The sequence below is a fragment of the Aeromicrobium ginsengisoli genome, assembly GCF_004134905.2.
In the GTDB taxonomy this organism is placed as follows: domain Bacteria; phylum Actinomycetota; class Actinomycetes; order Propionibacteriales; family Nocardioidaceae; genus Aeromicrobium; species Aeromicrobium ginsengisoli.
Genome location: NZ_SDPQ02000001.1, coordinates 674,400 through 693,966 on the forward strand (window position 1 = coordinate 674,400; position 19,567 = coordinate 693,966).

Annotated in this window: 22 protein-coding genes and 1 other RNA gene; 14 read left to right on the plus strand and 9 right to left on the minus strand. The window is 68.1% G+C overall.

The features are described 5' to 3' along the window. The first annotated feature begins 49 nt into the window (after window positions 1-49). Window positions 50-463 (plus strand): SRPBCC family protein, encoded by a 414-nt coding sequence (locus ESP70_RS03340; RefSeq protein WP_056213200.1) that lies wholly within the window; start codon window positions 50-52, stop codon window positions 461-463. A 9-nt stretch (window positions 464-472) separates the two neighbouring features. On the opposite strand, the gene ESP70_RS03345 is transcribed toward ESP70_RS03340, so the two are convergent. Further along, a complete protein-coding gene (locus ESP70_RS03345; protein WP_188110464.1) occupies window positions 473-1,105 on the minus strand; it encodes a TetR family transcriptional regulator in 633 nt (210 codons plus the stop codon). 140 nt (window positions 1,106-1,245) lie between these two features. Between ESP70_RS03345 and ESP70_RS03350 the strand changes: the two genes are divergently transcribed. The 6 genes from ESP70_RS03350 to ESP70_RS03375 are packed head-to-tail and all read left to right on the plus strand — an operon-like array spanning window position 1,246 to window position 5,808. After that, complete coding sequence (locus ESP70_RS03350; RefSeq protein WP_149687927.1) at window positions 1,246-2,334, plus strand: ferredoxin reductase; 1,089 nt, start codon at window positions 1,246-1,248, stop codon at window positions 2,332-2,334. A 12-nt stretch (window positions 2,335-2,346) separates the two neighbouring features. Then, the gene (locus tag ESP70_RS03355; protein ID WP_149687928.1) at window positions 2,347-3,639 is read left to right on the plus strand and encodes a fatty acid desaturase family protein; all 1,293 of its coding nucleotides are present in this window, start codon (window positions 2,347-2,349) and stop codon (window positions 3,637-3,639) included. Window positions 3,640-3,665: 26 nt separating this feature from the next. After that, window positions 3,666-3,881, plus strand: coding sequence for a hypothetical protein (locus ESP70_RS03360; protein ID WP_056395519.1), 216 nt, complete (start codon window positions 3,666-3,668; stop codon window positions 3,879-3,881). Between the two features lie 15 nt (window positions 3,882-3,896). Continuing rightward, the gene (locus tag ESP70_RS03365) at window positions 3,897-5,135 is read left to right on the plus strand and encodes an SAM-dependent methyltransferase (RefSeq protein ID WP_149687929.1); all 1,239 of its coding nucleotides are present in this window, start codon (window positions 3,897-3,899) and stop codon (window positions 5,133-5,135) included. A gap of 3 nt (window positions 5,136-5,138) precedes the next feature. Further along, on the plus strand, window positions 5,139-5,423 hold the full coding sequence (locus tag ESP70_RS03370) for a WhiB family transcriptional regulator (protein WP_149687930.1): 285 nt from the start codon (window positions 5,139-5,141) through the stop codon (window positions 5,421-5,423). 43 nt (window positions 5,424-5,466) lie between these two features. Beyond that, the gene (locus ESP70_RS03375) at window positions 5,467-5,808 is read left to right on the plus strand and encodes an MmcQ/YjbR family DNA-binding protein (protein ID WP_149687931.1); all 342 of its coding nucleotides are present in this window, start codon (window positions 5,467-5,469) and stop codon (window positions 5,806-5,808) included. 1 nt (window position 5,809) lies between these two features. Here ESP70_RS03375 and ESP70_RS03380 read toward each other — a convergent pair whose 3' ends face one another. After that, window positions 5,810-8,731, minus strand: coding sequence for a bifunctional [glutamine synthetase] adenylyltransferase/[glutamine synthetase]-adenylyl-L-tyrosine phosphorylase (locus ESP70_RS03380; protein WP_223148594.1), 2,922 nt, complete (start codon window positions 8,729-8,731; stop codon window positions 5,810-5,812). Window positions 8,732-8,771: 40 nt separating this feature from the next. On the opposite strand from ESP70_RS03380, the gene ESP70_RS03385 reads away from it, so the two are divergent. Next, window positions 8,772-9,506 (plus strand): class I SAM-dependent methyltransferase, encoded by a 735-nt coding sequence (locus ESP70_RS03385; RefSeq protein WP_188110465.1) that lies wholly within the window; start codon window positions 8,772-8,774, stop codon window positions 9,504-9,506. Between the two features lie 3 nt (window positions 9,507-9,509). Here ESP70_RS03385 and ESP70_RS03390 read toward each other — a convergent pair whose 3' ends face one another. Then, window positions 9,510-10,847, minus strand: a complete 1,338-nt coding sequence (locus tag ESP70_RS03390; protein ID WP_056395511.1) for a glutamine synthetase family protein — start codon at window positions 10,845-10,847, stop codon at window positions 9,510-9,512. 101 nt (window positions 10,848-10,948) lie between these two features. On the opposite strand from ESP70_RS03390, the gene ESP70_RS03395 reads away from it, so the two are divergent. Then, window positions 10,949-12,697 carry an NAD+ synthase gene (locus ESP70_RS03395; RefSeq protein WP_246161905.1) on the plus strand — a complete coding sequence of 583 codons (1,749 nt, stop codon included), beginning with the start codon at window positions 10,949-10,951 and terminating at the stop codon, window positions 12,695-12,697. 195 nt (window positions 12,698-12,892) lie between these two features. Beyond that, window positions 12,893-13,777, plus strand: a complete 885-nt coding sequence (panB, locus tag ESP70_RS03400; RefSeq protein WP_149687934.1) for a 3-methyl-2-oxobutanoate hydroxymethyltransferase — start codon at window positions 12,893-12,895, stop codon at window positions 13,775-13,777. Window positions 13,778-13,882: 105 nt separating this feature from the next. Here panB and ESP70_RS03405 read toward each other — a convergent pair whose 3' ends face one another. Beyond that, complete coding sequence (locus ESP70_RS03405) at window positions 13,883-14,155, minus strand: hypothetical protein (RefSeq protein WP_149687935.1); 273 nt, start codon at window positions 14,153-14,155, stop codon at window positions 13,883-13,885. Then, the gene (locus tag ESP70_RS03410) at window positions 14,152-14,349 is read right to left on the minus strand and encodes a hypothetical protein (protein ID WP_056213172.1); all 198 of its coding nucleotides are present in this window, start codon (window positions 14,347-14,349) and stop codon (window positions 14,152-14,154) included. Before ESP70_RS03410 ends, ESP70_RS03405 begins: the two co-directional genes overlap by 4 nt. Before the next feature lie 51 nt (window positions 14,350-14,400). Here ESP70_RS03410 and map point away from each other — a divergent pair, with 51 nt between their 5' ends. Next, complete coding sequence (map, locus tag ESP70_RS03415) at window positions 14,401-15,249, plus strand: type I methionyl aminopeptidase (protein ID WP_149687936.1); 849 nt, start codon at window positions 14,401-14,403, stop codon at window positions 15,247-15,249. A gap of 5 nt (window positions 15,250-15,254) precedes the next feature. Here the strand turns inward: map and ESP70_RS03420 are convergent, their stop codons facing one another. Together ESP70_RS03420 and ESP70_RS03425 are read right to left on the minus strand one after the other, a co-directional pair. Further along, complete coding sequence (locus ESP70_RS03420) at window positions 15,255-15,440, minus strand: hypothetical protein (protein ID WP_149687937.1); 186 nt, start codon at window positions 15,438-15,440, stop codon at window positions 15,255-15,257. 64 nt (window positions 15,441-15,504) lie between these two features. After that, the gene (locus tag ESP70_RS03425) at window positions 15,505-16,341 is read right to left on the minus strand and encodes an aldo/keto reductase (RefSeq protein ID WP_149687938.1); all 837 of its coding nucleotides are present in this window, start codon (window positions 16,339-16,341) and stop codon (window positions 15,505-15,507) included. Window positions 16,342-16,509: 168 nt separating this feature from the next. On the opposite strand from ESP70_RS03425, the gene ESP70_RS03430 reads away from it, so the two are divergent. Further along, a complete protein-coding gene (locus ESP70_RS03430; RefSeq protein ID WP_149687939.1) occupies window positions 16,510-16,749 on the plus strand; it encodes a hypothetical protein in 240 nt (79 codons plus the stop codon). Between the two features lie 4 nt (window positions 16,750-16,753). Here the strand turns inward: ESP70_RS03430 and ESP70_RS03435 are convergent, their stop codons facing one another. Further along, window positions 16,754-17,248, minus strand: coding sequence for a hypothetical protein (locus tag ESP70_RS03435; RefSeq protein WP_149687940.1), 495 nt, complete (start codon window positions 17,246-17,248; stop codon window positions 16,754-16,756). A 35-nt stretch (window positions 17,249-17,283) separates the two neighbouring features. Further along, window positions 17,284-17,681: RNase P RNA component class A (gene rnpB, locus ESP70_RS03440), an RNA gene on the minus strand. Window positions 17,682-17,923: 242 nt separating this feature from the next. On the opposite strand from rnpB, the gene ESP70_RS03445 reads away from it, so the two are divergent. Both ESP70_RS03445 and ESP70_RS03450 read left to right on the plus strand, forming a co-directional pair. After that, window positions 17,924-18,475 carry a TMEM165/GDT1 family protein gene (locus ESP70_RS03445; RefSeq protein ID WP_149687941.1) on the plus strand — a complete coding sequence of 184 codons (552 nt, stop codon included), beginning with the start codon at window positions 17,924-17,926 and terminating at the stop codon, window positions 18,473-18,475. Between the two features lie 10 nt (window positions 18,476-18,485). Continuing rightward, window positions 18,486-19,550, plus strand: coding sequence for an ArsB/NhaD family transporter (locus ESP70_RS03450; RefSeq protein ID WP_149687942.1), 1,065 nt, complete (start codon window positions 18,486-18,488; stop codon window positions 19,548-19,550). Window positions 19,551-19,567: the final 17 nt, after the last annotated feature.

The window sequence follows — 19,567 nt, forward strand, 5'->3', positions numbered from 1 at the left end:
CGCACGCGACAATGGTCGGATACGTCTGCTGTCGTGCCGAAGGAAGTCAATGCCCCGGATCACCCGTCGTACGTTCGTCGCCGCCCCCGCCCCGCACGTGTGGCAGCTGGCCGGCAACTTTGCCGAATGGCACCCAACGCTCCGCATCTACGCCAACGGCCCCGAGGCGCCGGCCGACGTCGTCGTGACGATCGTGTCGCGGGACGACGAGGCGATGACGCTGTCGTACCACATCCCCGATCCGCCGTTCCCGATCGCGAACCACCGCGCGACGATCCTCGTCGAGGACGCCGGCCACTCCTGCTCGTACGTCACGTGGGAGGCCGACTTCACGGCCGAGCCCGAGGTCCTTCAGGAGCTCGAGGACTCGATCGGCGACGACGTCTTCGCCAAGGCACTCGACAACCTCGCGACGTACGCACAGGACGAGTACGGCAATCAGCAGGTCACCCGCGCCAGCTGAATCATCGGCTCAGCTGCGCCAGTCGCGGAAGCCGACCACGATCAGGCGCATCTGGCGGCGGGCGCCTTCCTTGATCTGCTCCTCGAGGTCGGGGCGGCCGTCCGGCATCTCCACGACCTCCTCGGCGTTGGAGACCATGTTGCGGACGAACAGCCGCGACACCATCTGCACGTCCTCGGTCGACCAGTTCTCGATGTTGGGCAGCCGTGCCAGCACGACTGCCAGCTCACTGACGAACAGGTCGAGCTCGTGGCGGATCGCCGTGCGTACGACTTCAGGGCCGCCAACACGCTCGCGGGCGACGAACGCGAAGTGCGCCTTGCTCTGCTTGACCGCCTCGACCAGTACGTCGGCGGCCGCGTCGATGATGTTGTCGAACACGTGCGGATCGCGCTGCGCGTCGCGAATCATGCGACGCAGCGTCGAGAACGACTGCTCGACCAGCGCGAGGCCCAGCTGGTCCATCGACTCGAAATGGCGATAGAACGCCGTCGGCACCACACCGGCATGCCGTGACACTTGACGGAGGCTGACCTGCGCAAACCCCTTCTCGTGGCTCAGCTCCAGGGCTGACGCGAGGATGGCCTGACGGGTCCGCTCCTTCTGCGCCTGGCGCGAGGCTGACTGCGCGGGCTCGGTCACCTTCACAGCCTAAGTCACCCCTTTCGGTGCACACGCGTATCTCTCGTGGTCGAGGTCACTCGGCGCGCCTGTTGCGCGTGGGCCTCGGGTCGTGCACACTTTGAGTGTACGCATGTTCACTGATTTCGAGGAGGTAACAGATGGGCATCATCCGCAAGGCGCTCAGCTCGCGCCCGGTCGCCTCTCTGACCTCCCCGCACACGATTGACCACTACCTCGACCAGATCCACCCGATGCTCGCAGCGGAGAACGTCCGCGCCCGGGTCGTCGAGGTCGTGCAGGAGACCGGCGACGCCAGCACCGTCATCCTCCGCCCCAACGGCGCGTGGAAGGGGTTCACGCCCGGCCAGCACGTCCAGTTCGGCGTCGAGGTCGACGGCACCCGCCGCGTCCGCTGCTTCTCGGTGTCGAGCTCGCGTGCCGCCAAGAAGGGCACGTTCAGCGTCTCGGTCAAGGCGCACCCCGACGGCTACGTCTCACAGTTCCTGCACCACGAGCTCAAGCCGCGCACGATCGTCTACCTGTCGCAGGCCGAGGGCGAGTTCGTCCTCCCCCGCGTCGTGCCCGACAACCTGCTCCTGGTCAGCGGCGGATCCGGCATCACACCGGTCATGTCGATGATCCGTACGCTCCGCGACTCCGGTCACCAGGGTCAGGTCACGTTCCTGCACTACGCCCGTTCGCGCGACGACGAGATGTTCACCGCCGACCTCGACGCACTTGCCGAGGCAGCCAACGTCACCGTCATGCGCGTCTACACGCGCCAGCCCGCACCGGGAGCCGAGCTCAAGGGCCGCTTCCACGTCGACCACCTCAAGCACCTCGGCATCGACCCGACCGAGACCCTGACGTACGTCTGCGGTCCGGCCGGGCTGATCGCCACCGTTCGCGACACCTACGCAGAGCTCGGTGCCGCCGACCAGCTCCGCCTCGAGTACTTCAAGGTCCCGTCCGTCGACCTCGACGCGGCGGACGCCACCGGCACCCTGACGTTCGACGACGCCAAGATCGAGGCCGACAACTCCGGCGCCACGATCCTCGAGCAGGCCGAGGCTGCCGGGCTCAAGCCGGAGTTCGGCTGCCGCATGGGCGTCTGCAACACGTGCGTCGTCAAGAAGAACCACGGCGCGGTGCGCCACGTCATCAGCAACGAGATCAGCGCCAACACCGACGAGACCATCAAGATCTGCGTGCACGTCCCCGTCGGCGACGTCAACGTCGCACTCTAGGAGAGGGAACCCATGACCAAGGCCAAGAACCCGCCCATCAAGCCGCACAGCGCGAGCAACCACAACGCCGCGCCCCTGTCGCTGGTCAACACCCACAGCGACAAGAAGGCCACGATCGGCCTGGAGTACATGACGTACGAGCAGCTCGAGGAGTTCGGCGAGGAGCTCAACACCGTGCGCCAGCGCGTCCTGGACGACCTCGGCCAGAAGGACGCCGACTACATCCGTCGCGTCATCAAGGTGCAGAAGGCCAGCGAGGTGCTGGGCCGCATCGGCATCTTCATGCCGTTCTTCCCGCCCGTGTTCATCGCCGGCATCCTGTTCCTCGGCCTGGCCAAGATCCTCGACAACATGGAGATCGGCCACAACGTCATGCACGGCCAGTACGACTGGATGAACGACCCGATGGTCGACGCCAGCCGCTACGAGTGGGACAACATCGCCCCCTCCAAGGACTGGAAGCACGGCCACAACTACATCCACCACACCTACACCAACATCCACGGCATGGACCGGGACATCGGCTACAACATGTTCCGCATCGACGAGGACCAGCCGTGGTACGCCAGCCACCGCTTCAACCTGCCGCTCGCGTTCATCCTGATGCTCGTGTTCGAGTGGGGCATCATGTACCACGGCGTCGAGCTGGACCAGTACCTCCAGGGCAAGATCACCAAGGAGGACTTCCAGGGCCGCAAGAAGCGCGCGCTCAAGAAGATCCGCAAGCAGGTCTTCAAGGACTACGTCGCCTGGCCGCTGCTCGGCCTCGCTCTCGTGCCGTTCGTCGGCTGGTGGGCACCCGTCGCCATCCTGGGCGCCAACATCGTCGCCAACGTCATCCGCAACGTGTGGTCGTTCATCATCATCTTCTGCGGCCACTTCCCCGCCGAGGTGCAGACCTTCGCCGAGGAGGACGCGCAGAACGAGACCCGCGGCCAGTGGTACCTGCGCCAGCTGCTCGGTTCGGCCAACATCAGCGGACACAAGCCGTTCCACGTGCTGACCGGCAACCTGAGCTACCAGGTCGAGCACCACCTGTTCCCCGACATCCCGGCGCGCCGCTACCCCGAGGTCGCCGAGGACGTGAAGCTGCTGGTCGAGAAGTACGGCCTGCAGTACAACACCGGTCGCCTGTCCAAGCAGGTCGCCAGCGTCATCCGTCAGCTCGCCAAGCTCGGCCACAAGCCCGACGATCCCTACAAGATCGGCAACAGCCCCGAGTCGAAGGCACTGCGTCGTGCCAAGCGCGAAGCGGCAGCCGCCCTTCGCGAAGAACAGGCACGTGCGCCACAATTGACCTCGTAGTCGACTGCGACCGAGAGGTACACCCGATGGCACTGAGCCGGCGTGAGATCGCCAAGGACGTCCTCCAGCAGTCGACCGAGGCGGCGATAGCCAGTGCCGGGCACGTCGTGGCGATCCTCTTCGAGTCGGCGCGCAAGATCACGACCGAGATCGGTGCGTTCGGCACCGAGATCTTCGAGATCACCGAGGCCAGCAAGCGGGCCGGTCAGGATGGCGACGGCACCAATCCGGCTGCCGAGTAGCAACGAACCACTGGCATGAGCATCTCTGCCGACCGGCCACCAGCCCATTCCTTCGGTGTCTCACGCGCTCCACGCACTCCGCTCAAGGCGCGAGCCGCCAAGGCGATCCTCAAGCCGACCGTCAACCACGTCCCCGTACGCCTGAGGTTCGCGGACGGTCGCGTGTGGGGCGCCGGCGGCGCTGACGCTCCGGAGATGCGCGTCGTACGCCCCAAGGCGTTCTTCGCCCGGCTCGGGGCGGACACCAAGATCGGGTTCGGCGAGGCCTACATGGCCGGCGACTGGACGACCGGCGACGGCACCGACCTCGCGGACCTGCTCGAGCCGTTCGCGGCACGGATGGCGACGATCGTGCCGGTGCCGCTGCAGAAGTTCCGCGTCTTCGTCGACAAGAAGCTGCCCCATCACCAGCGCAACTCGGTCAAGGGATCGCGCCAGAACATCGAGGCGCACTACGACCTGTCCAACGACCTGTTCGCGCAGTTCCTCGACCCGTCGATGACCTACTCCTCGGCCTGGTTCGAGTCGGCCGAGCAGGACCTCGAAGCCGCACAGCTGCGCAAGATCGACGCGATCCTCGACGACGCGCACGTCACGGCCGGCACGCGAGTGCTGGAGATCGGCAGCGGGTGGGGCGCCCTCGCGATCCGCGCCGCGCAGCGCGGTGCGACGGTCACCACGATCACGCTGTCGTCTGAGCAGGCGGCGCTGGCTCAGGAGCGCTTCGCCGAGGCCGGCGTCGACGTCGACCTGCAGCTGGTCGACTATCGCGAGGTCACCGGTGAGTACGACGCGATCGTCAGCGTCGAGATGATCGAGGCGGTCGGCGAAGAGTACTGGCCGACGTACTTCGCGGCGATCGACAAGCTGCTCGCACCCGGAGGACACGTCGCGATCCAGGCGATCACGATGGCCCACCACCGCTACCTCGCGACCCGCAACTCGTACGGATGGATCCAGAAGTACATCTTCCCCGGCGGGCTGATCCCCTCGCTCGACGCGATCGACCAGACGCTGCACGAGCACACGTCGCTCGCGGTGACCAACCGCCGCTCGCTGGGCCAGGACTACGCCCGCACGCTGCACGAGTGGCGCGACACCTTCAATGCCAACTGGGACGCCATCAGGACCCAGGGCTTCGACGAGACGTTCCGCCGCATGTGGGAGTTCTACCTCGCCTATTGCGAGGCCGGCTTCCGCACCGGCTATCTCGACGTCTTCCAGCTCTCCATCTCCCGACCCGCGAAGGGCTGACCGGTGGCGAGCATCGGCCGCCTGCCCAAAGCTCTGCAGGAGGTCTACGAGTGGCAGTACGACGCGGCGTGCGTGGGCGTCGACGAGTCGGTCTTCTTCTCCCCCGATGCTGAACGCGGCCCGAGCCGCCGCGCGCGCGAAGCCGCCGCCAAGGCGCTGTGCGCCGTGTGCCCGGTGATCCGGGAGTGCCTGGAGCACGCTCTCGCCGTCCGCGAGCCGTACGGCGTCTGGGGCGGGCTGAGCATCAACGAGCGCGAGCACCTGCTGCAGGACCGCAAGACGGCCTAGCGTTCCGCCACGAGCTGTCGGTGGGCGCTGGCATGCTGACGTCATGGCGAGAAATGAACGGCAGGAAGCCGCACACGCGCGGCTCGAGGAGCTCTCGGCCGAGCACCAGAAGCTGCCCGGCGTCGACTGGGGCCGGATGTTCGGGTCGACCGGTCTGCGCGTACGCGGCAAGATCTTCGCGGTCGCAGCACATGCCGGCGGGTTGCTGATCAAGGTGCCCGAGGCACATGCCGACGCGCTCATGGAGTCCGGCGTCGCCGATCGTATGGTGATGGGCGGCGTGCCGCGCCGCGAGTGGGTGCTGGTGCCGGACGACGCCGACGACGCGACCTGGGCCGAACAGCTCGACGCCGCCTACACCTACGTCGACTCGATCACGCCCTGACTCACTCGTAGAAGATGCGCTCCACGACCTTGCGGGCCTGACGGGTCGTGCGGAGGTACTCGTCGACCATCCGTTCGCTCTGCTCCATGCCGTAGCCCAGCAGGTGCGCCACGCCGGCGCGCTCGCTGGCCTGCTCGACCATCGACTCGGCGGGCTTGCCGCGCATCAGGACGACGGCGTTGCGAATGCGGCTGACGAGGCGCCACGACGCCTCGAGCGCCTGCGCGTCGTCGTGGCTGACGAGATCAGCCTTGAGCGCAGCGTGCAGGGCGTCGAGCGTGCGGGTCGTCCGCATCTCCGGCACGGCGTGGGCATGCTGCATCTGCAACAGCTGCACGGTCCACTCGACGTCGGCGAGCCCGCCCCGACCGAGCTTGAGGTGCGTGTTGGGATTGGCACCGCGTGGCAGCCGCTCGGAGTCGACGCGGGCCTTGATGCGGCGGACCTCGCGGATCTCGGCCGGGGTCGCGCCGCCTTCGGGCCACCGCAACGGGTCGATCAGTGCCGTGAAGCGCTGGTTCAGGTCGGGATCGCCGACCTCGGCACTCGCCCGCAGCAGCGCCTGGGCCTCCCACACCGCCGACCACTTCTCGTAGTACGCCTTGTAGGCCGCGAACGTCCGCACGAGCGGCCCGTTCTTGCCCTCGGGTCGCAGGTCGGCGTCGACGTCGAGCGGCGGGTCGTCGCCGGGAGCGGCCAGCATCTTGCGCAGCCCCTGCGCGACCGCCATCGCCGCCTCAGCAGCCTCGGTCTCATCGGCGCCCTCGACCGGGTCGTGCACGAACATCACGTCGGCGTCCGAACCGTAGCCGGCCTCACCACCACCGAGTCGGCCCATCAGCACGATCGACAGGCGTGTGGGCATCGTGCCGCGCTCCGCCTCGACGGCTGCGGTGGCGGCCTTGAGCGCACCGTCGAGCGTCGCCGTCGACACGTCGGTCAAAGCCTCACCGACCTCGAGGATGTCGAGACGCCCGAGCACGTCGGCGATGCCGATGCGTGAGAGCTCACGACGCCGCACCCGGCGTACCGCGCGGATCGCGTCCCGCGGGTCCTTGTGGCGGCTGGTCGCGAGCTCGACCTCCGTGCGCAAGCGTTCGCGTTCGAGGGGCTTCAGCTCGGCATCGTCGCCCAGCAGCGCGACCGAGTCGGGCGCTCGCAAGATCAGGTCCGTGACGTAGCGGCTCGACGACAGGACGTGAGCGAGCTGCTCGGCGCCCTCGCCCTCGTCGCGCAGCTTGCGGAGATACCAGTGCGTCTCGCCGAGTCCCTCGGAGATCTTGCGGAACGCCAGCAGGCCGCCGTCGGGATCGGGCGACTCGGCGAACCACGCGAGCATCGCCGGCAGCAGCGACTTCTGGATCGCCGCGCGCCGGGACACCCCCGACGTGAGCGCCTGGATGTGCGCGAGCGCGCCCTTGGGGTCCGCGAAGCCCAGCGCGGTGAGCCGCTGCTCGGCCGCCAGCGGGGTGAGCCGCAGGCCGTCGGTCGGCAGCGAGGCAACCGCCTCGAGCAGGGGTTGGTAGAAGAGCTTCTCGTGCAGCCGCCGCACGATGCGCCGGTGCGCCTGCCACTCACGGGTCAGGTTCTCGGCGGGATTCTGCCGGAACCCCATGCTGCGGCCGATGCGCCGCAGGTCCTCGGCGTCGTCCGGCACGATGTGACTGCGTCGCAGCTTGAACAGCTGGATGCGGTGCTCGAGCGTGCGGAGGAACTCGTACGCCTCCTCCATCGCTGCGCCGTCGCGGCGGCCGACGTAGCCGCCCTCGATCAGTGCCTTGAGCGCGTGCACCGTCGTCGAGCTGCGCAGCGACACATCTGCGCGGCCGTGCACGAGCTGCAGCAGCTGCACCGCGAACTCGACATCGCGCAGTCCGCCCGCACCGAGCTTGAGCTGACGCTCGCGATGGTTGGGCGGGATGTTCTCGATGACGCGGCGACGCATCGCACGTACGTCGGTCACGAAGTTCTCGCGGGTGCTCGCCATCCAGATCATCGGCGAGAGGGCGTCGAGGTAGCCCTGCGCCAGCTCCTCATCACCCGCGGCGTAGCGGGCCTTGAGCAGCGCCTGGAACTCCCACGTCGTGGCCCAGCGCTCGTAGTAGGCGATGTGGCTCGACAGCGAACGTACGAGCGGGCCCGAGCTGCCCTCTGGGCGGAGGTTGGCGTCGACCTCCCAGATCGTGCCTTCGCTCGTGTGCTCGTGGCACAGCTTCATGACCGCGGCGGCGAGCCGGGTCGCCGCAGCGATCGCGGCTCCGTCATCGGCACCTTCGGCGGGCTCGTGGATGAAGATCACGTCGACGTCACTGACGTAGTTGAGCTCGCGCCCCCCGGTCTTGCCCATCGCCATGATCGTCAGCCGGCAGAGGTCAGCGTTCTCGTCGGCGGCCTCGGCGATCTTGAGCGCCGCTCCCAGCGTTGCCACAGCGAGGTCGGCCAGCTCCGCCGAGGACTCCTCGAACGATGTCAGTGCCGTCAGGTCGCGCGCCGCGATGTGCAGGAGCTTGCGGTAGTAGGCGACGCGAAGCTCGTCGGCGGTCGTCGCCTCCGCCATCTGCCGGCGACGGACGTCGAGTCCGATCGGTGTCGTCGAGAGCTCGTCCGTGCTGAGGTCGACCACGTGCTCGGGGTGACGCACGAGGAAGTCGCCGAGCGCCTGGCTCGTGCCGAGGACCACCAGCAGTCGCTGCCGCAGATCGGCGTCGCCGGCCAGCAGGTCGAGCAGCTTGCGCGCACCGAACCGATCGGCGATCGAGGTCAGCGAGGCGAGCGCCGTGTCGGGGCTCGCCACGCCGGCGATCTGGTCGACAAGGGTGTCCGGTACGTTGCCCAGCCTCGTCAGGTCCGCAACGGCGCCTTCGCCGTTGCGGAACCCCTTGCGGGCAAGTGCCAGGGCGAGCTCACGCGCGTCAGTTGCCACTCGTCGAGGCTACTCGACGCCGTGATGCACGATGGAGGTCGTGACCCCAGACGATCCTGCCCTCTCGTTCGGCGCCGCCGCCGATACGTACGACCGAGCGCGCCCGCCCTACCCCGACGAGGTCGTGGACTGGCTCCTCGACGGCGTGGCCGGACCCGTCGTCGACGTCGGCGCGGGCACCGGCAAGCTCACCGCAGCGCTGGCTGCGCGTCGTGACGGCATCGTCGCCGTGGAGCCAGATGCCGGGATGCGGTCGCTCCTGGCGCGCATCCCTGGCATCGACGCGCGGGCCGGATCTGCGGAGGAGGTGCCGGTCAGCGACGGCGCCACAAGCCTCGTGACGATGGCGCAGGCGTGGCACTGGGTCGACGTCCCGCGGGCGTCGGCCGAGCTGGCCAGGGTCCTGGATCGGCCCGGTCGGCTCGGGCTCGTGTGGAACTACCGGTCGGCCGCCGACGAGTGGGTCGTACGCCTGAGCGCGGCGCTCGGCGGGGCCGACTCGGCGGGCCTGATGGACGAGATCCGTACGCAAGGTCCGTCGGTCGAGAGCCCCTTCGGCGCGCACGAGCGACTCGTCGTCGCCTGGGACCACGTCATCGACGTCGACACGCTCGTCGCGCTGGCCGCATCGCGCAGCTATGTCATCGTCCGGCCGCCGAGCGAGCGGGACCGGGTCCTGTCAGCCGTACGGGAGCTGGGGGAGGAGCGCGCCGGGGCCGACGGATCGGTCCGGCTGCCCTACGAGACGTACGCCTTCCGATTCGACCTGACGTGAGCCTCAGACCATCGGCATGAGGCGGTCGAGCTCGAACTGGGTGACCTGGGACCGGTAGTCCTGCCACTCGGCTCGCTTGTTGCGCAGGAAGAAGTCGAAGACGTGCTCGCCCAGCGTCTCGGCGACGAGCTCGCTGCTCTCCATCGTGCGGATGGCCTCGTCGAGGTTGCGGGGCAGCGGGGCGATGCCCATCGCCTTGCGCTCGTTCTCGCTGAGGCCCCAGACGTTGTCCTCGGCCTCGGCCGGCAGCTCGTACTTGCCCTCGATGCCCTTGAGGCCGGCGGCCAGCACGAGCGCGAACGCGAGGTAGGGGTTGCAGCCAGAGTCGATGCCGCGGTGCTCGACGCGCGCCGAACCACCCTTGTGCGGCTTGTACATCGGCACGCGGATGAGCGCCGAGCGGTTGTTGTGGCCCCAGCAGACGTAGTTGGGCGCCTCTCCCCCGCCTGCGAGGCGCTTGTAGGAGTTGACCCACTGGTTGGTGACCGCCGTGATCTCGGGGGTGTGCTCGAGCACACCGGCGATGAACGCGCGACCGGTCTGCGACAGTTGGTACTCGGCGCCAGCCTCGTAGAAGGCGTTCTCGTCGCCCTCGAACAGCGAGACGTGCGTGTGCATGCCCGAGCCCGGGTGCGCCGTGAACGGCTTGGGCATGAACGACGCCCACTTGTCCTGGCTCAGCGCGACCTCGCGGACGACGGTGCGGAACGTCATGATGTTGTCGGCCGTCGAGAGCGCGTCGGCGTAGCGGAGGTCGATCTCCTGCTGACCCGGACCGCCCTCGTGGTGGCTGAACTCGACCGAGATGCCCATGTTCTCGAGCATCGTGATGACCTCGCGGCGGAAGTCCTGGCCGCCGCCCTGGGCCGTGTGGTCGAAGTAGCCGCTGTCGTCGACCGGCACCGGCTGCTCGCCGAGGCCCGGCTTGCCCTTGAACAGGTAGAACTCGATCTCGGGGTGCGTGTAGAACGTGAAGCCCGCCTCGGCAGCCTTCTGGAGCGTGCGCTTGAGCACGTGCCGCGGATCGGCGTACGACGGGGTGCCGTCGGGCATGAGGATGTCGCAGAACATGCGCGCCGTCGCGGGCGTCTCGCCGCGCCACGGCAGGATCTGGAACGTCGACGGGTCAGGCATCGCGAGCATGTCGGACTCGTGCACGCGGGCGAAGCCCTCGATCGCCGAACCGTCGAAGCCGATGCCCTCGGCGAACGCGCCCTCGAGCTCGGCCGGTGCGATGGCGACAGACTTCAGCGAGCCCAGCACATCGGTGAACCACAGACGTACGAACCGGACGTCACGCTCCTCGAGGGCGCGCAGCACGAAGTCTTCCTGTTTTCCCATGCTCACAGTGTGACGACGACGTGTTACGGGCTTGTTACAGGGTCCCCGGCGGCGTTCGGAGGGCCGCGACAGGCCACGGATAGGCTGAACCCGTGCCCCAGATGCGTCTCGCCCTTGCCCAGGTCAACGCCACGGTCGGCGATCTGGCCGCCAACGCCGACCTCGTCGTCGACTACTGCAAGGAGGCGGTCTCTCGCGGCGTTCACCTCGTGGTGTTCCCGGAGATGATGCTGACCGGCTACCCGATCGAGGACCTCGCCATGCGGGCCTCGCTGATCAAGGCGTCGCGCGCCGCCGCCGAGGATCTCGCCGTGCGCCTCAAGGACGAGGGCTGCGGAGAGCTCGTCGCGATGGTCGGCTTCCTCGACCAGGCGCACGACGTCACCGAGAAGATCGGCATCCCCAAGAACGCCCCCACCAACTCGGTCGCCGTCATGCACGGTGGCGAGATCGTCGCGCGGCAGGCCAAGCACCACCTCTGGAACTACGGCGTCGGCGACGAGATCCGCAACTTCGTCGCCGGCGACACGATCAACGTCGTGCAGATCGGCGGCATCGACGTCGCGCTCGCGATCTGCGAGGACCTGTGGCGCGACGGTCCGTCGGCTGCCGCCAAGGCGGCCGACGCCGCGCTGCTGGTGGTGCCCAACGGCTCGCCGTACGAGGCCGACAAGGACGACGTACGCCTCGAGCTGTGCGCCCGTCGTGCCGCCGAGGGCGAGTGCGTGCTGGCCTACGTCAACCTCGTCGGCGGCCAGGACGAGCTGGTCTTCGACGGCGACTCGATCGTGGTCGACGCCGCCGGCGCGGTGCTCGGGCGCTCAGGCCAGTTCGAGCCCGAGCTGCTCGTGGTCGACCTCGACCTGCCGGCCGCGACCCCGGCGATGCCGGGCGCCGACGAGCGCTTCGGCGGCCTTGCCATCAAACGTACGATCGTCAGCGCCGAGCCGTTCGAGGCGTACGAGCCGCTGCCGACCGTCACCAACGAGCGGATGCCCCGGCACGAGGAGATCTGGACCGCGCTCGTGGTGGGCCTGCGCGACTACGTGCACAAGAACGGCTTCCAGTCGGTCCTGTTCGGCATGTCCGGCGGCATCGACTCGACCCTCGTCGCGGCGATCGCGGTGGACGCTCTGGGAGCTGAGAACGTCTTCGGCGTCTCCAACCCCAGCGCCTGGTCGAGCGAGCACTCCAAGTCCGATGCCGCCGAGCAGGCGCGTCGCACGGGGCTGTCGCTCGACACCGTCCCGATCGCGCCGATCTTCGACGCGTACCAGGAGGCCCTGCACCTCGACGGCCTCGCGGAGGAGAACCTGCAGGCCCGCATCCGCGCCGTCATCTGGATGGGCCTGTCCAACCAGCACGGCCACCTCGTGCTGGCCTGCGGCAACAAGTCGGAGCTCGCGACCGGCTACTCCACGATCTATGGCGATGCGGTCGGTGCATTCGCGCCGATCAAGGACGTGCCCAAGACGCTCGTCTGGGAGCTGGCGAAGTGGCGCAACCAGGCCGCCGCCGAGCGTGGCGAGACGCCGCCGATCCCCGAGGGCACGATCACCAAGCAGCCGTCGGCCGAGCTGCGCCCCGGGCAGTACGACTCGGACTCTTTGCCGCCCTATGACCTGCTCGACGCCGTCCTCGATGCGTACGTCGAGCGTGATCTCGGGTCCGCCGACGTCATCGCCGAGGGCTTCGACCCCGCGCTGGTCGAACGCGTCATCACGCTGGTCGACCGCGCGGAGTACAAGCGCCGTCAGTACCCGCCGGGCCCCAAGGTGTCGCGCCGCAACTTCGGCCGCGATCGCCGCGTGCCGATCACCCACCGCTGGCGCGAGAAGCTCGACGGCTAGGTGCTTGCCGGGCGGTGCCTGAGTCGCCCTTCCGGCCCACTGATGGGCGACCAGGTCACCGCCTGGCGCTCTCGCTGTCCTGACCTGGCCGGCCCGTGAGTTCGTTCACACTCGGTGGCGCGTGGCCCGCGATCTGGCACGCTGGAGACATCCGTGGACTCCGCAAGGAGCTGCGAGACGACAAGGAGAACCACCATGGCTGACGCCACCCCTGAAGAGACCGCCCCGTACGGCTCCGGACCCGCCGCAGCGCCCGCTGCGCAGGCCGGAAGCACCCAGATCCGCAAGATCCGTACGCATCACCTGCTCCAGATGAAGGAGCGCGGCGAGAAGTGGGCCATGCTCACGGCGTACGACCAGTACGCCGCTGCGACGTTCGACGAGGCCGGCATCCCCGTGATGCTGGTCGGCGACTCCGCGAGCAACAACGTCTTCGCCAACGAGACGTCGCTGCCGGTCACGGTCGACGAGCTCATCCCCCTCGTCCGCGCCGTGACTCGCTCGACGACGCGTGCGCTGATCGTCGCCGACCTGCCGTTCGGGTCCTACCAGCGCTCCCCCGAGCAGGCCTTCGACACCGCCGTCCGCTTCATGAAGGAGGCGAACGCGCACGCGGTCAAGCTCGAGGGCGGACTGCCGATGGTGCCGCAGGTCAAGCTGCTCACGGACGCCGGCATCCCCGTCATGGCGCACATCGGCTTCACGCCGCAGGCCGAGCACAACCTCGGCGGCTATCGCGTGCAGGGCCGTGGCGACGCCGCCGAGCAGCTCATCGCCGAGGCCAAGGCGCTCGAGGAGGCCGGCGCGTTCGCGGTCGTCATGGAGATGGTCCCGGCGCCGGTCGCCGCCGAGGTCACCAAGGCGCTGCGCATCCCGACGATCGGCATCGGCGCCGGCATCGACTGCGACGCCCAGGTGCTGGTGTGGCAGGACATGATGGGCCTGCGCACGGGCAAGGCGCCGCGGTTCGTCAAGCGCTACGCCGACCTCCACGGCGTGATGCTCGAGGCCGCCAAGGCGTACGCCGACGACGTCGCCAACGGCGCCTTCCCGGCAGCCGAGCACAGCTTCGAGAGCTGAAGATCAGTGGTCTCGATACACCTGCTCGTTCCTCGCAGGCACTCGACCAGCGAGTGCTCGCTGGTCGAGTAGCCGACGAGCTCTGCGGGGAGGCGTGTCGAGACCCTAAGGACTCCAGTCCCAGACGACAGCGCCGAACCACGCGAGCCCGGCCCACAGCAGGAGCCCGACGACCGGCACGACGATCGTGCGCCGCGGGTGCGTGCGCGCCCACTTCGCCACGAGCCACACCTGCGGGATGAGCAGAGCGAACGCGATCACGACGCCCCACCACGGCGCGAACAGCCCGGTCGACACCGAGCACCACAGCACCATGAAGAGCCCGACGACTGCGATCCACGGACCGGAGCGGTCGAGCTGGAGCCTGCGGCGGCTCACTCCTTCGGCTGCTCGGCGTCGTCGTTCCAGTCGGGGTCGTTGTCCCAGTTCTTCGTACGCTCGGCCGCGATCTCGTAGGCGTGCGACGCCTCCTCGGCCGTGTCGTAGGGACCGAGGCGATCAGCTGCGCGGCAGCCTTCCTCGCCCTCGACCGTGTTGTGCTTCGTGCAGTAGTAGAACTTGCCCTCGCTCATGCCTCCATCCTGCCCCAACCGGCGCTGGCGTGCGTTCTCTAGACTCGGCGGGTGACTGTCCTGACTGCTGGCCGCCTGTCCGCCGAGCGCGCGGTCCCGGCATCGATCGAACGTCCTGAGTACGTCGGACAGATCGCGCCGTTGCCCTATCGCGGTTCCTCCGTGCGCGACGACGAGACGATCGCGGCGATGCGCATCGCCGGCCGGATCGCCGCCCAGGCGCTGGACGCGGTCGAGGCCGCGATCGCTCCGGGGGTGACGACCGACGAGCTCGACCGCGTCGGACACGAGTTCCTCGTCGACAACGGCGCCTACCCCTCGACCCTCGGCTACCGCGGCTATCCGAAGTCCCTGTGCAGCAGCGTCAACGAGGTCATCTGCCACGGCATCCCCGACGACCGCCCCCTCGAGGACGGCGACATCGTCAACATCGACATCACCGCGTTCATCGGCGGCGTCCACGGCGACACCAACAAGACCTACCTCGTCGGCGACGTCGACCAGGAGTCACGGCTGCTCGTCGAACGTACGCACGAGGCCACGATGCGGGCGATCCGCGCCGTCAAGCCGGGCCGCGAGATCAACGTGATCGGACGGGTCATCGAGTCGTACGCCAAGCGCTTCGGCTACGGCGTGGTCCGTGACTTCACCGGCCACGGCGTCGGACCGGCGTTCCACGACGGCCTCGTGATCCCCCACTACGACGACCCGTCCTACGACACCGTCATCGAGAAGGGCATGACCTTCACGATCGAGCCGATGCTGACCCTCGGATCGGTCGAGTGGGACATGTGGGACGACGGCTGGACCGCCACGACGCAGGACAAGTCCCGCACGGCCCAGTTCGAGCACACGTTGCTGGTCACCGCCGACGGCGCCGAGATCCTGACCCTGCCCTGACAGGCTCAGCGCAGGAATGCCTTGACCAGGAAGGCCACGACGATTCCGATGCCGGCGCCGAGCAGCGCTGCCGGGAGGAACAGGTCGTCGCCGGCGAACAGGCCGACCGCTCCGCCGACCAGGATCCCGAGTCCCGCACCCACCGCGTACGTGTAGGTGGACGACGGCTCGGGAGGGTGGTGTTCGCTCATGACCCGAAGCGTATCCGCCCGACAGGGCTGCTGTAACTGCTTGTGACAGTCGCCTCGTGGCTGGTCAGGGAATCCAGTTGAACTCGTCCGGGTTGGGCCCGGTCCGCTGACCCTTGTCGAGCGCCGTGATGAGGCCGAGGTCTGAGTCGGAGAGCTCGAAGTCGAACAGATGGAAGTTCTCCTCGACCCGGCTGCGCGTCACGGACTTGGGGAAGACGATGTCGCCACGCTGCACGTGCCACCGGAGGACGACCTGCGCCGGTGTCTTGTCGTGCGCCTTGGCGATCCCGGTGATGACCGGATCGTCCAGGACGAGCCCCTGCGCGATCGGCGACCACGCCTCGGTCGCGATGCCGTGCTCGGCGTTGACCGCGCGCACGTCGTCGTTGGTCAGGTAAGGGTGCACCTCGATCTGGTTGACCGCTGGGACGATCTCGGTCTCCTGGACGAGGCGACGGATGTGGTTGGCCTGGAAGTTGGACACACCGATCGCCTTGGCCCGGCCGTCGCGATAGACCTCTTCGAGCGCCTTCCACGTCTCGACGAAGTCGACGTCGATGCCCGGCAGCGGCCAATGGATCAAGAACAGGTCGAGATAGTCGAAGCCCAGGACCTCGAGGGACTCCTCGAACGCCGCGAGGGCGTCGTCATGGGCGTGGAACCCGTTGTTGAGCTTGCTCGTGACGAACACCTCGGACCGGTCGAGACCAGACTCTCGCAGGGCCTCGCCGACGCCTCGCTCGTTGCGATACATCTCAGCGGTGTCGATGTGACGGTAACCGACCTCGAACGCCGTCAGCGTCGCCTCCTTGGTGTCCTCGGGCGGCACCTGGTAGACGCCGAATCCCAGCTGAGGGATCGACACACCGTTGTTCAGGGAGATCGTGGGGACAGTGCTCATGAAGCAGGACTCCTGGAAGATCGTGGGTGAGGTCACGCTGTCCGAGGGCCGTGGCAGGCCTTCGCTGGGCAGCCTTCACCAGCCTACGCGGAGCGTGATGATCAGCACGCCTAACTTCCGGGCTCCCACGTCGTTCTTGATGTGGGGACCTAGACGAGGAGGTCGGGCGTGCATCGAGTCGTACTCAACATGCAGATGAGCAGCGACGAGGCATTCACGACCGTGTCGACCGCGCTGGGCGCGATTCCGGACATCACGATCGACGCTCCCGGCTGGAACAACAACCGCCACCTCGTCGTGACGATCCAGACCGAGGACCCCGACGCCGTCGACATCGTCCGCGAGATCACGTGGCAGTTCGACGCACTCGCGATCCAGCACTCGCTGCACCTCGCCGACGCCGGCTGACGCCTCAGCCGCGCTTGAGCGGCCGCAGGGTGAAGAGGTTGTCCGAAGGGTCGACGACCGCCTTGAACCTCGCTCCGACGACGTATGCCTTCTTGTCGTGGTCATCGCGATTGACGGCGCGAAACTCCGGTACGTCCTTGCCGCTGATGCGCAGCTGGAGCCGGGCGACATCGTTCGAGCCGTCCCCCGGATCGGTCACCTCGAGGCCGAGGATCTCGGCGGTCGCGTCGTGTCCGCCCCGCAGCAGGCGCTCGGTGTCGTCGCGGGCCTGGTTCGCCTCGAACCACATCCACGCTCCGAGCAGGCCCATGACGAGCACGAAGCCGACGATGGTCAACGCCACACCCCACCACGGTTGGTCGACCTGGTCGAAGATCAGCATCGCCGGCCAGAACAGGATGAACAACCAGCACGCGATGGCGTTGAATCGGAAGAACAGCCGCGCGAACGGGCCGGCGATCGAAGCCTGCTTGGCCGTGACGACCTCATCCGTGGACATGCTGTCAGGATATCGGCGCGCTGAGGCGGCGGGGGCGAATGAGCCGGCCTGTAAGCCGGATCCTGTCGGGCCACCGAAGTGGCCCGGGCGACCATCCATCTGGGACGCCCATTGCTGGACGCCTCGTGCGACCTACCCGCTGACATAGGACGAGCAGCCCGTCAGCGCAGACCCCACGTCGCCGAAACGACGTGACGTCCTCTTGGTCTTGCTCCCGGTGGGGTTTACCTAGCCGCCCCGGTCACCCGGAGCGCTGGTGAGCTCTTACCTCACCGTTTCACCCTTACCCGTTCCCCGGAGGGCCGTTGGCGGTTTGATTTCTGTGGCACTGTCCCGCACGTCGCCGTGGGTGGCCGTTAGCCACCACCGTCGCTCTGCGGAGTCCGGACTTTCCTCGACACCACGGGGGTGCCGCGGTCGCCCGGCCGACTCATTCGCGTCCGCCAGCCTACCGCCCGCCGGGGTGTCGCGGTGCCGTCCGCTAGACTGGCGGCACGAAAGGGAGTAGTCCCCAACGGCTGTGTCGACATACTGACTCCACGAAACTGTGGGTTCCGGTGCAGCAGGCCACCTCACGGTGGCGGACGAGACTTTCGACCAGAATTTGTCGATGACAATGCCTGGTCGAAGGCTTGTCACCCGGCTCTTCGTCCAGGTGGACGAGGAGCCCTTTTCATGTACGCGGTGCTGCTGAGTGCAGCGTTGGTGTTCGTCGCCGAGCTCGGCGACAAGAGCCAGCTGATGTCGATGACGTTCGCGACCCGATACCGGGCGCGGACCGTGATCCTCGGCGCGGGCCTCGCCTGCACGCTCACCAACCTGGTCTCCGCACTGGTTGGCAACGCGATCGGCGATGCGCTGCCGGAGCACGCCGTACGCCTTGCCGGTGGCGTGCTGTTCCTCGTGTTCGCCGCGCTGACGTTGCGCCACCTCGCTGCCGGAGAAGAGCCGAAGCCGCCCGCGACCGGCGGCGCCGCGGTGTTCGTCGTCGGGGCCGCGTTCGTGCTGTCGGAGCTCGGTGACAAGACGATGCTCGCGACCATGACGCTGTCGACGCAGTACCACTGGATCCTGATCTGGATCGGCAGCACGATCGGCATGCTGGTCTCGATCGTGCTGGCTGTGTTCGTCGGCAGGGCCCTGCTGCAGGTCCTGCCGATCAAGGCCGTCCATCTCGTCTCAGCTCTTCTGTTCGCCGGTGTCGGGGTGTGGATGCTCGTCGGCTAGCCTCCTCCGGGTGACACACGACCTGGGCTCACTGGCGGAGATCGTCGGCTTCCTGGTCGCGATCATGGTGCTGGCGCAGGCGTGTGCCGACGAGGGCCTGTTCGACGTGCTCGGTGACCGGGTGTCGAGGTCGGCCGGCGGGTCGAGCGTCAGGCTGCTGGCCTGGAGCGTCGGCCTCGCAGCCACGGTCACAGCGGTGCTCAGCCTGGACGCGACCGTGGTGCTGCTGACCCCGATCCTCATCGCCGCCAGCGCGCACCGCTCTCACGCGTACGCCACGGTGCGGCTGGCCAACTCCGGCTCGACCCTGCTGCCGGTGTCCAACCTGACCAACCTGCTCGTGTTCAGCGCGACCGGCCTGACGTTCGTGGGTTTCACCTGGGCGATGCTGCCGGTGTGGCTGGTGGCCGTCGCAGGCGAGTACGCCGTCCTGCGCTGGTGGTTCCGCGCGGAGACCCGCGAACCGTATGCGACGCCGACCGGCGAGCCGCACGCCCTGCCATGGTTCCCTCTCGTCGTCGTCCTGGCCGTCCTGCTCGCCCTCGCGACCGGCACGACGCCCTGGATCCCCGCGTCAGTCGGAGCGGTGCTGGTCAGCGCGTACGCCCTCCTGCGGCGCACCGCGTCGTGGCGTGACCTGATGCACGCTGCCAACCTCCCGCTCGCGGTCGTGGTCCTGGCCTGGGCGCTCGTCGTGTCCTGGTTGGGCACGACTGCCGTCGGCGAGTGGTTCACCGATGCGATGCCGGCCGGCACCGGGCTCGGCGCGCTGTTGGTCACCGCATTGGTGGCCATGGTGGCCGCCAACCTCATCAACAACCTGCCGGCGACCCTGCTGCTCCTGCCTGCGGCCGACTCCGCCGGTTCGCTGGCGATCCTGGCCCTGCTCATCGGCGTCAACGTCGGTGCCAACCTGACGATGATCGGGTCGCTGGCCAACCTGTTGTGGCGGCAGTCGGGTGGCCGGGCGCTGTCGACCGTACGCGAGTTCCACCTGCTGGGGTTGGCGACGACTCCTGCACTGGTGGTCGTCTGCACCGTGATGCTCTGGGCGTGGACGTCGCTCATCTGGTGACTCTGTAAGGTCGGTCC

Coding starts and splice junctions, on each gene's coding strand:
- ESP70_RS03340 (WP_056213200.1), top strand. CDS start 50: ATGCCCCGGATCACCCGTCGTACGTTCGTCGCCGCCCCCGCCCCGCAC.
- ESP70_RS03350 (WP_149687927.1), top strand. CDS start 1,246: ATGGGCATCATCCGCAAGGCGCTCAGCTCGCGCCCGGTCGCCTCTCTG.
- ESP70_RS03355 (WP_149687928.1), top strand. CDS start 2,347: ATGACCAAGGCCAAGAACCCGCCCATCAAGCCGCACAGCGCGAGCAAC.
- ESP70_RS03360 (WP_056395519.1), top strand. CDS start 3,666: ATGGCACTGAGCCGGCGTGAGATCGCCAAGGACGTCCTCCAGCAGTCG.
- ESP70_RS03365 (WP_149687929.1), top strand. CDS start 3,897: ATGAGCATCTCTGCCGACCGGCCACCAGCCCATTCCTTCGGTGTCTCA.
- ESP70_RS03375 (WP_149687931.1), top strand. CDS start 5,467: ATGGCGAGAAATGAACGGCAGGAAGCCGCACACGCGCGGCTCGAGGAG.
- ESP70_RS03390 (WP_056395511.1), bottom strand. CDS start 10,847: ATGGGAAAACAGGAAGACTTCGTGCTGCGCGCCCTCGAGGAGCGTGAC.
- ESP70_RS03395 (WP_246161905.1), top strand. CDS start 10,949: ATGCGTCTCGCCCTTGCCCAGGTCAACGCCACGGTCGGCGATCTGGCC.
- panB (WP_149687934.1), top strand. CDS start 12,893: ATGGCTGACGCCACCCCTGAAGAGACCGCCCCGTACGGCTCCGGACCC.
- ESP70_RS03410 (WP_056213172.1), bottom strand. CDS start 14,349: ATGAGCGAGGGCAAGTTCTACTACTGCACGAAGCACAACACGGTCGAG.
- ESP70_RS03420 (WP_149687937.1), bottom strand. CDS start 15,440: ATGAGCGAACACCACCCTCCCGAGCCGTCGTCCACCTACACGTACGCG.
- ESP70_RS03425 (WP_149687938.1), bottom strand. CDS start 16,341: ATGAGCACTGTCCCCACGATCTCCCTGAACAACGGTGTGTCGATCCCT.
- ESP70_RS03435 (WP_149687940.1), bottom strand. CDS start 17,248: ATGTCCACGGATGAGGTCGTCACGGCCAAGCAGGCTTCGATCGCCGGC.
- ESP70_RS03445 (WP_149687941.1), top strand. CDS start 17,924: ATGTACGCGGTGCTGCTGAGTGCAGCGTTGGTGTTCGTCGCCGAGCTC.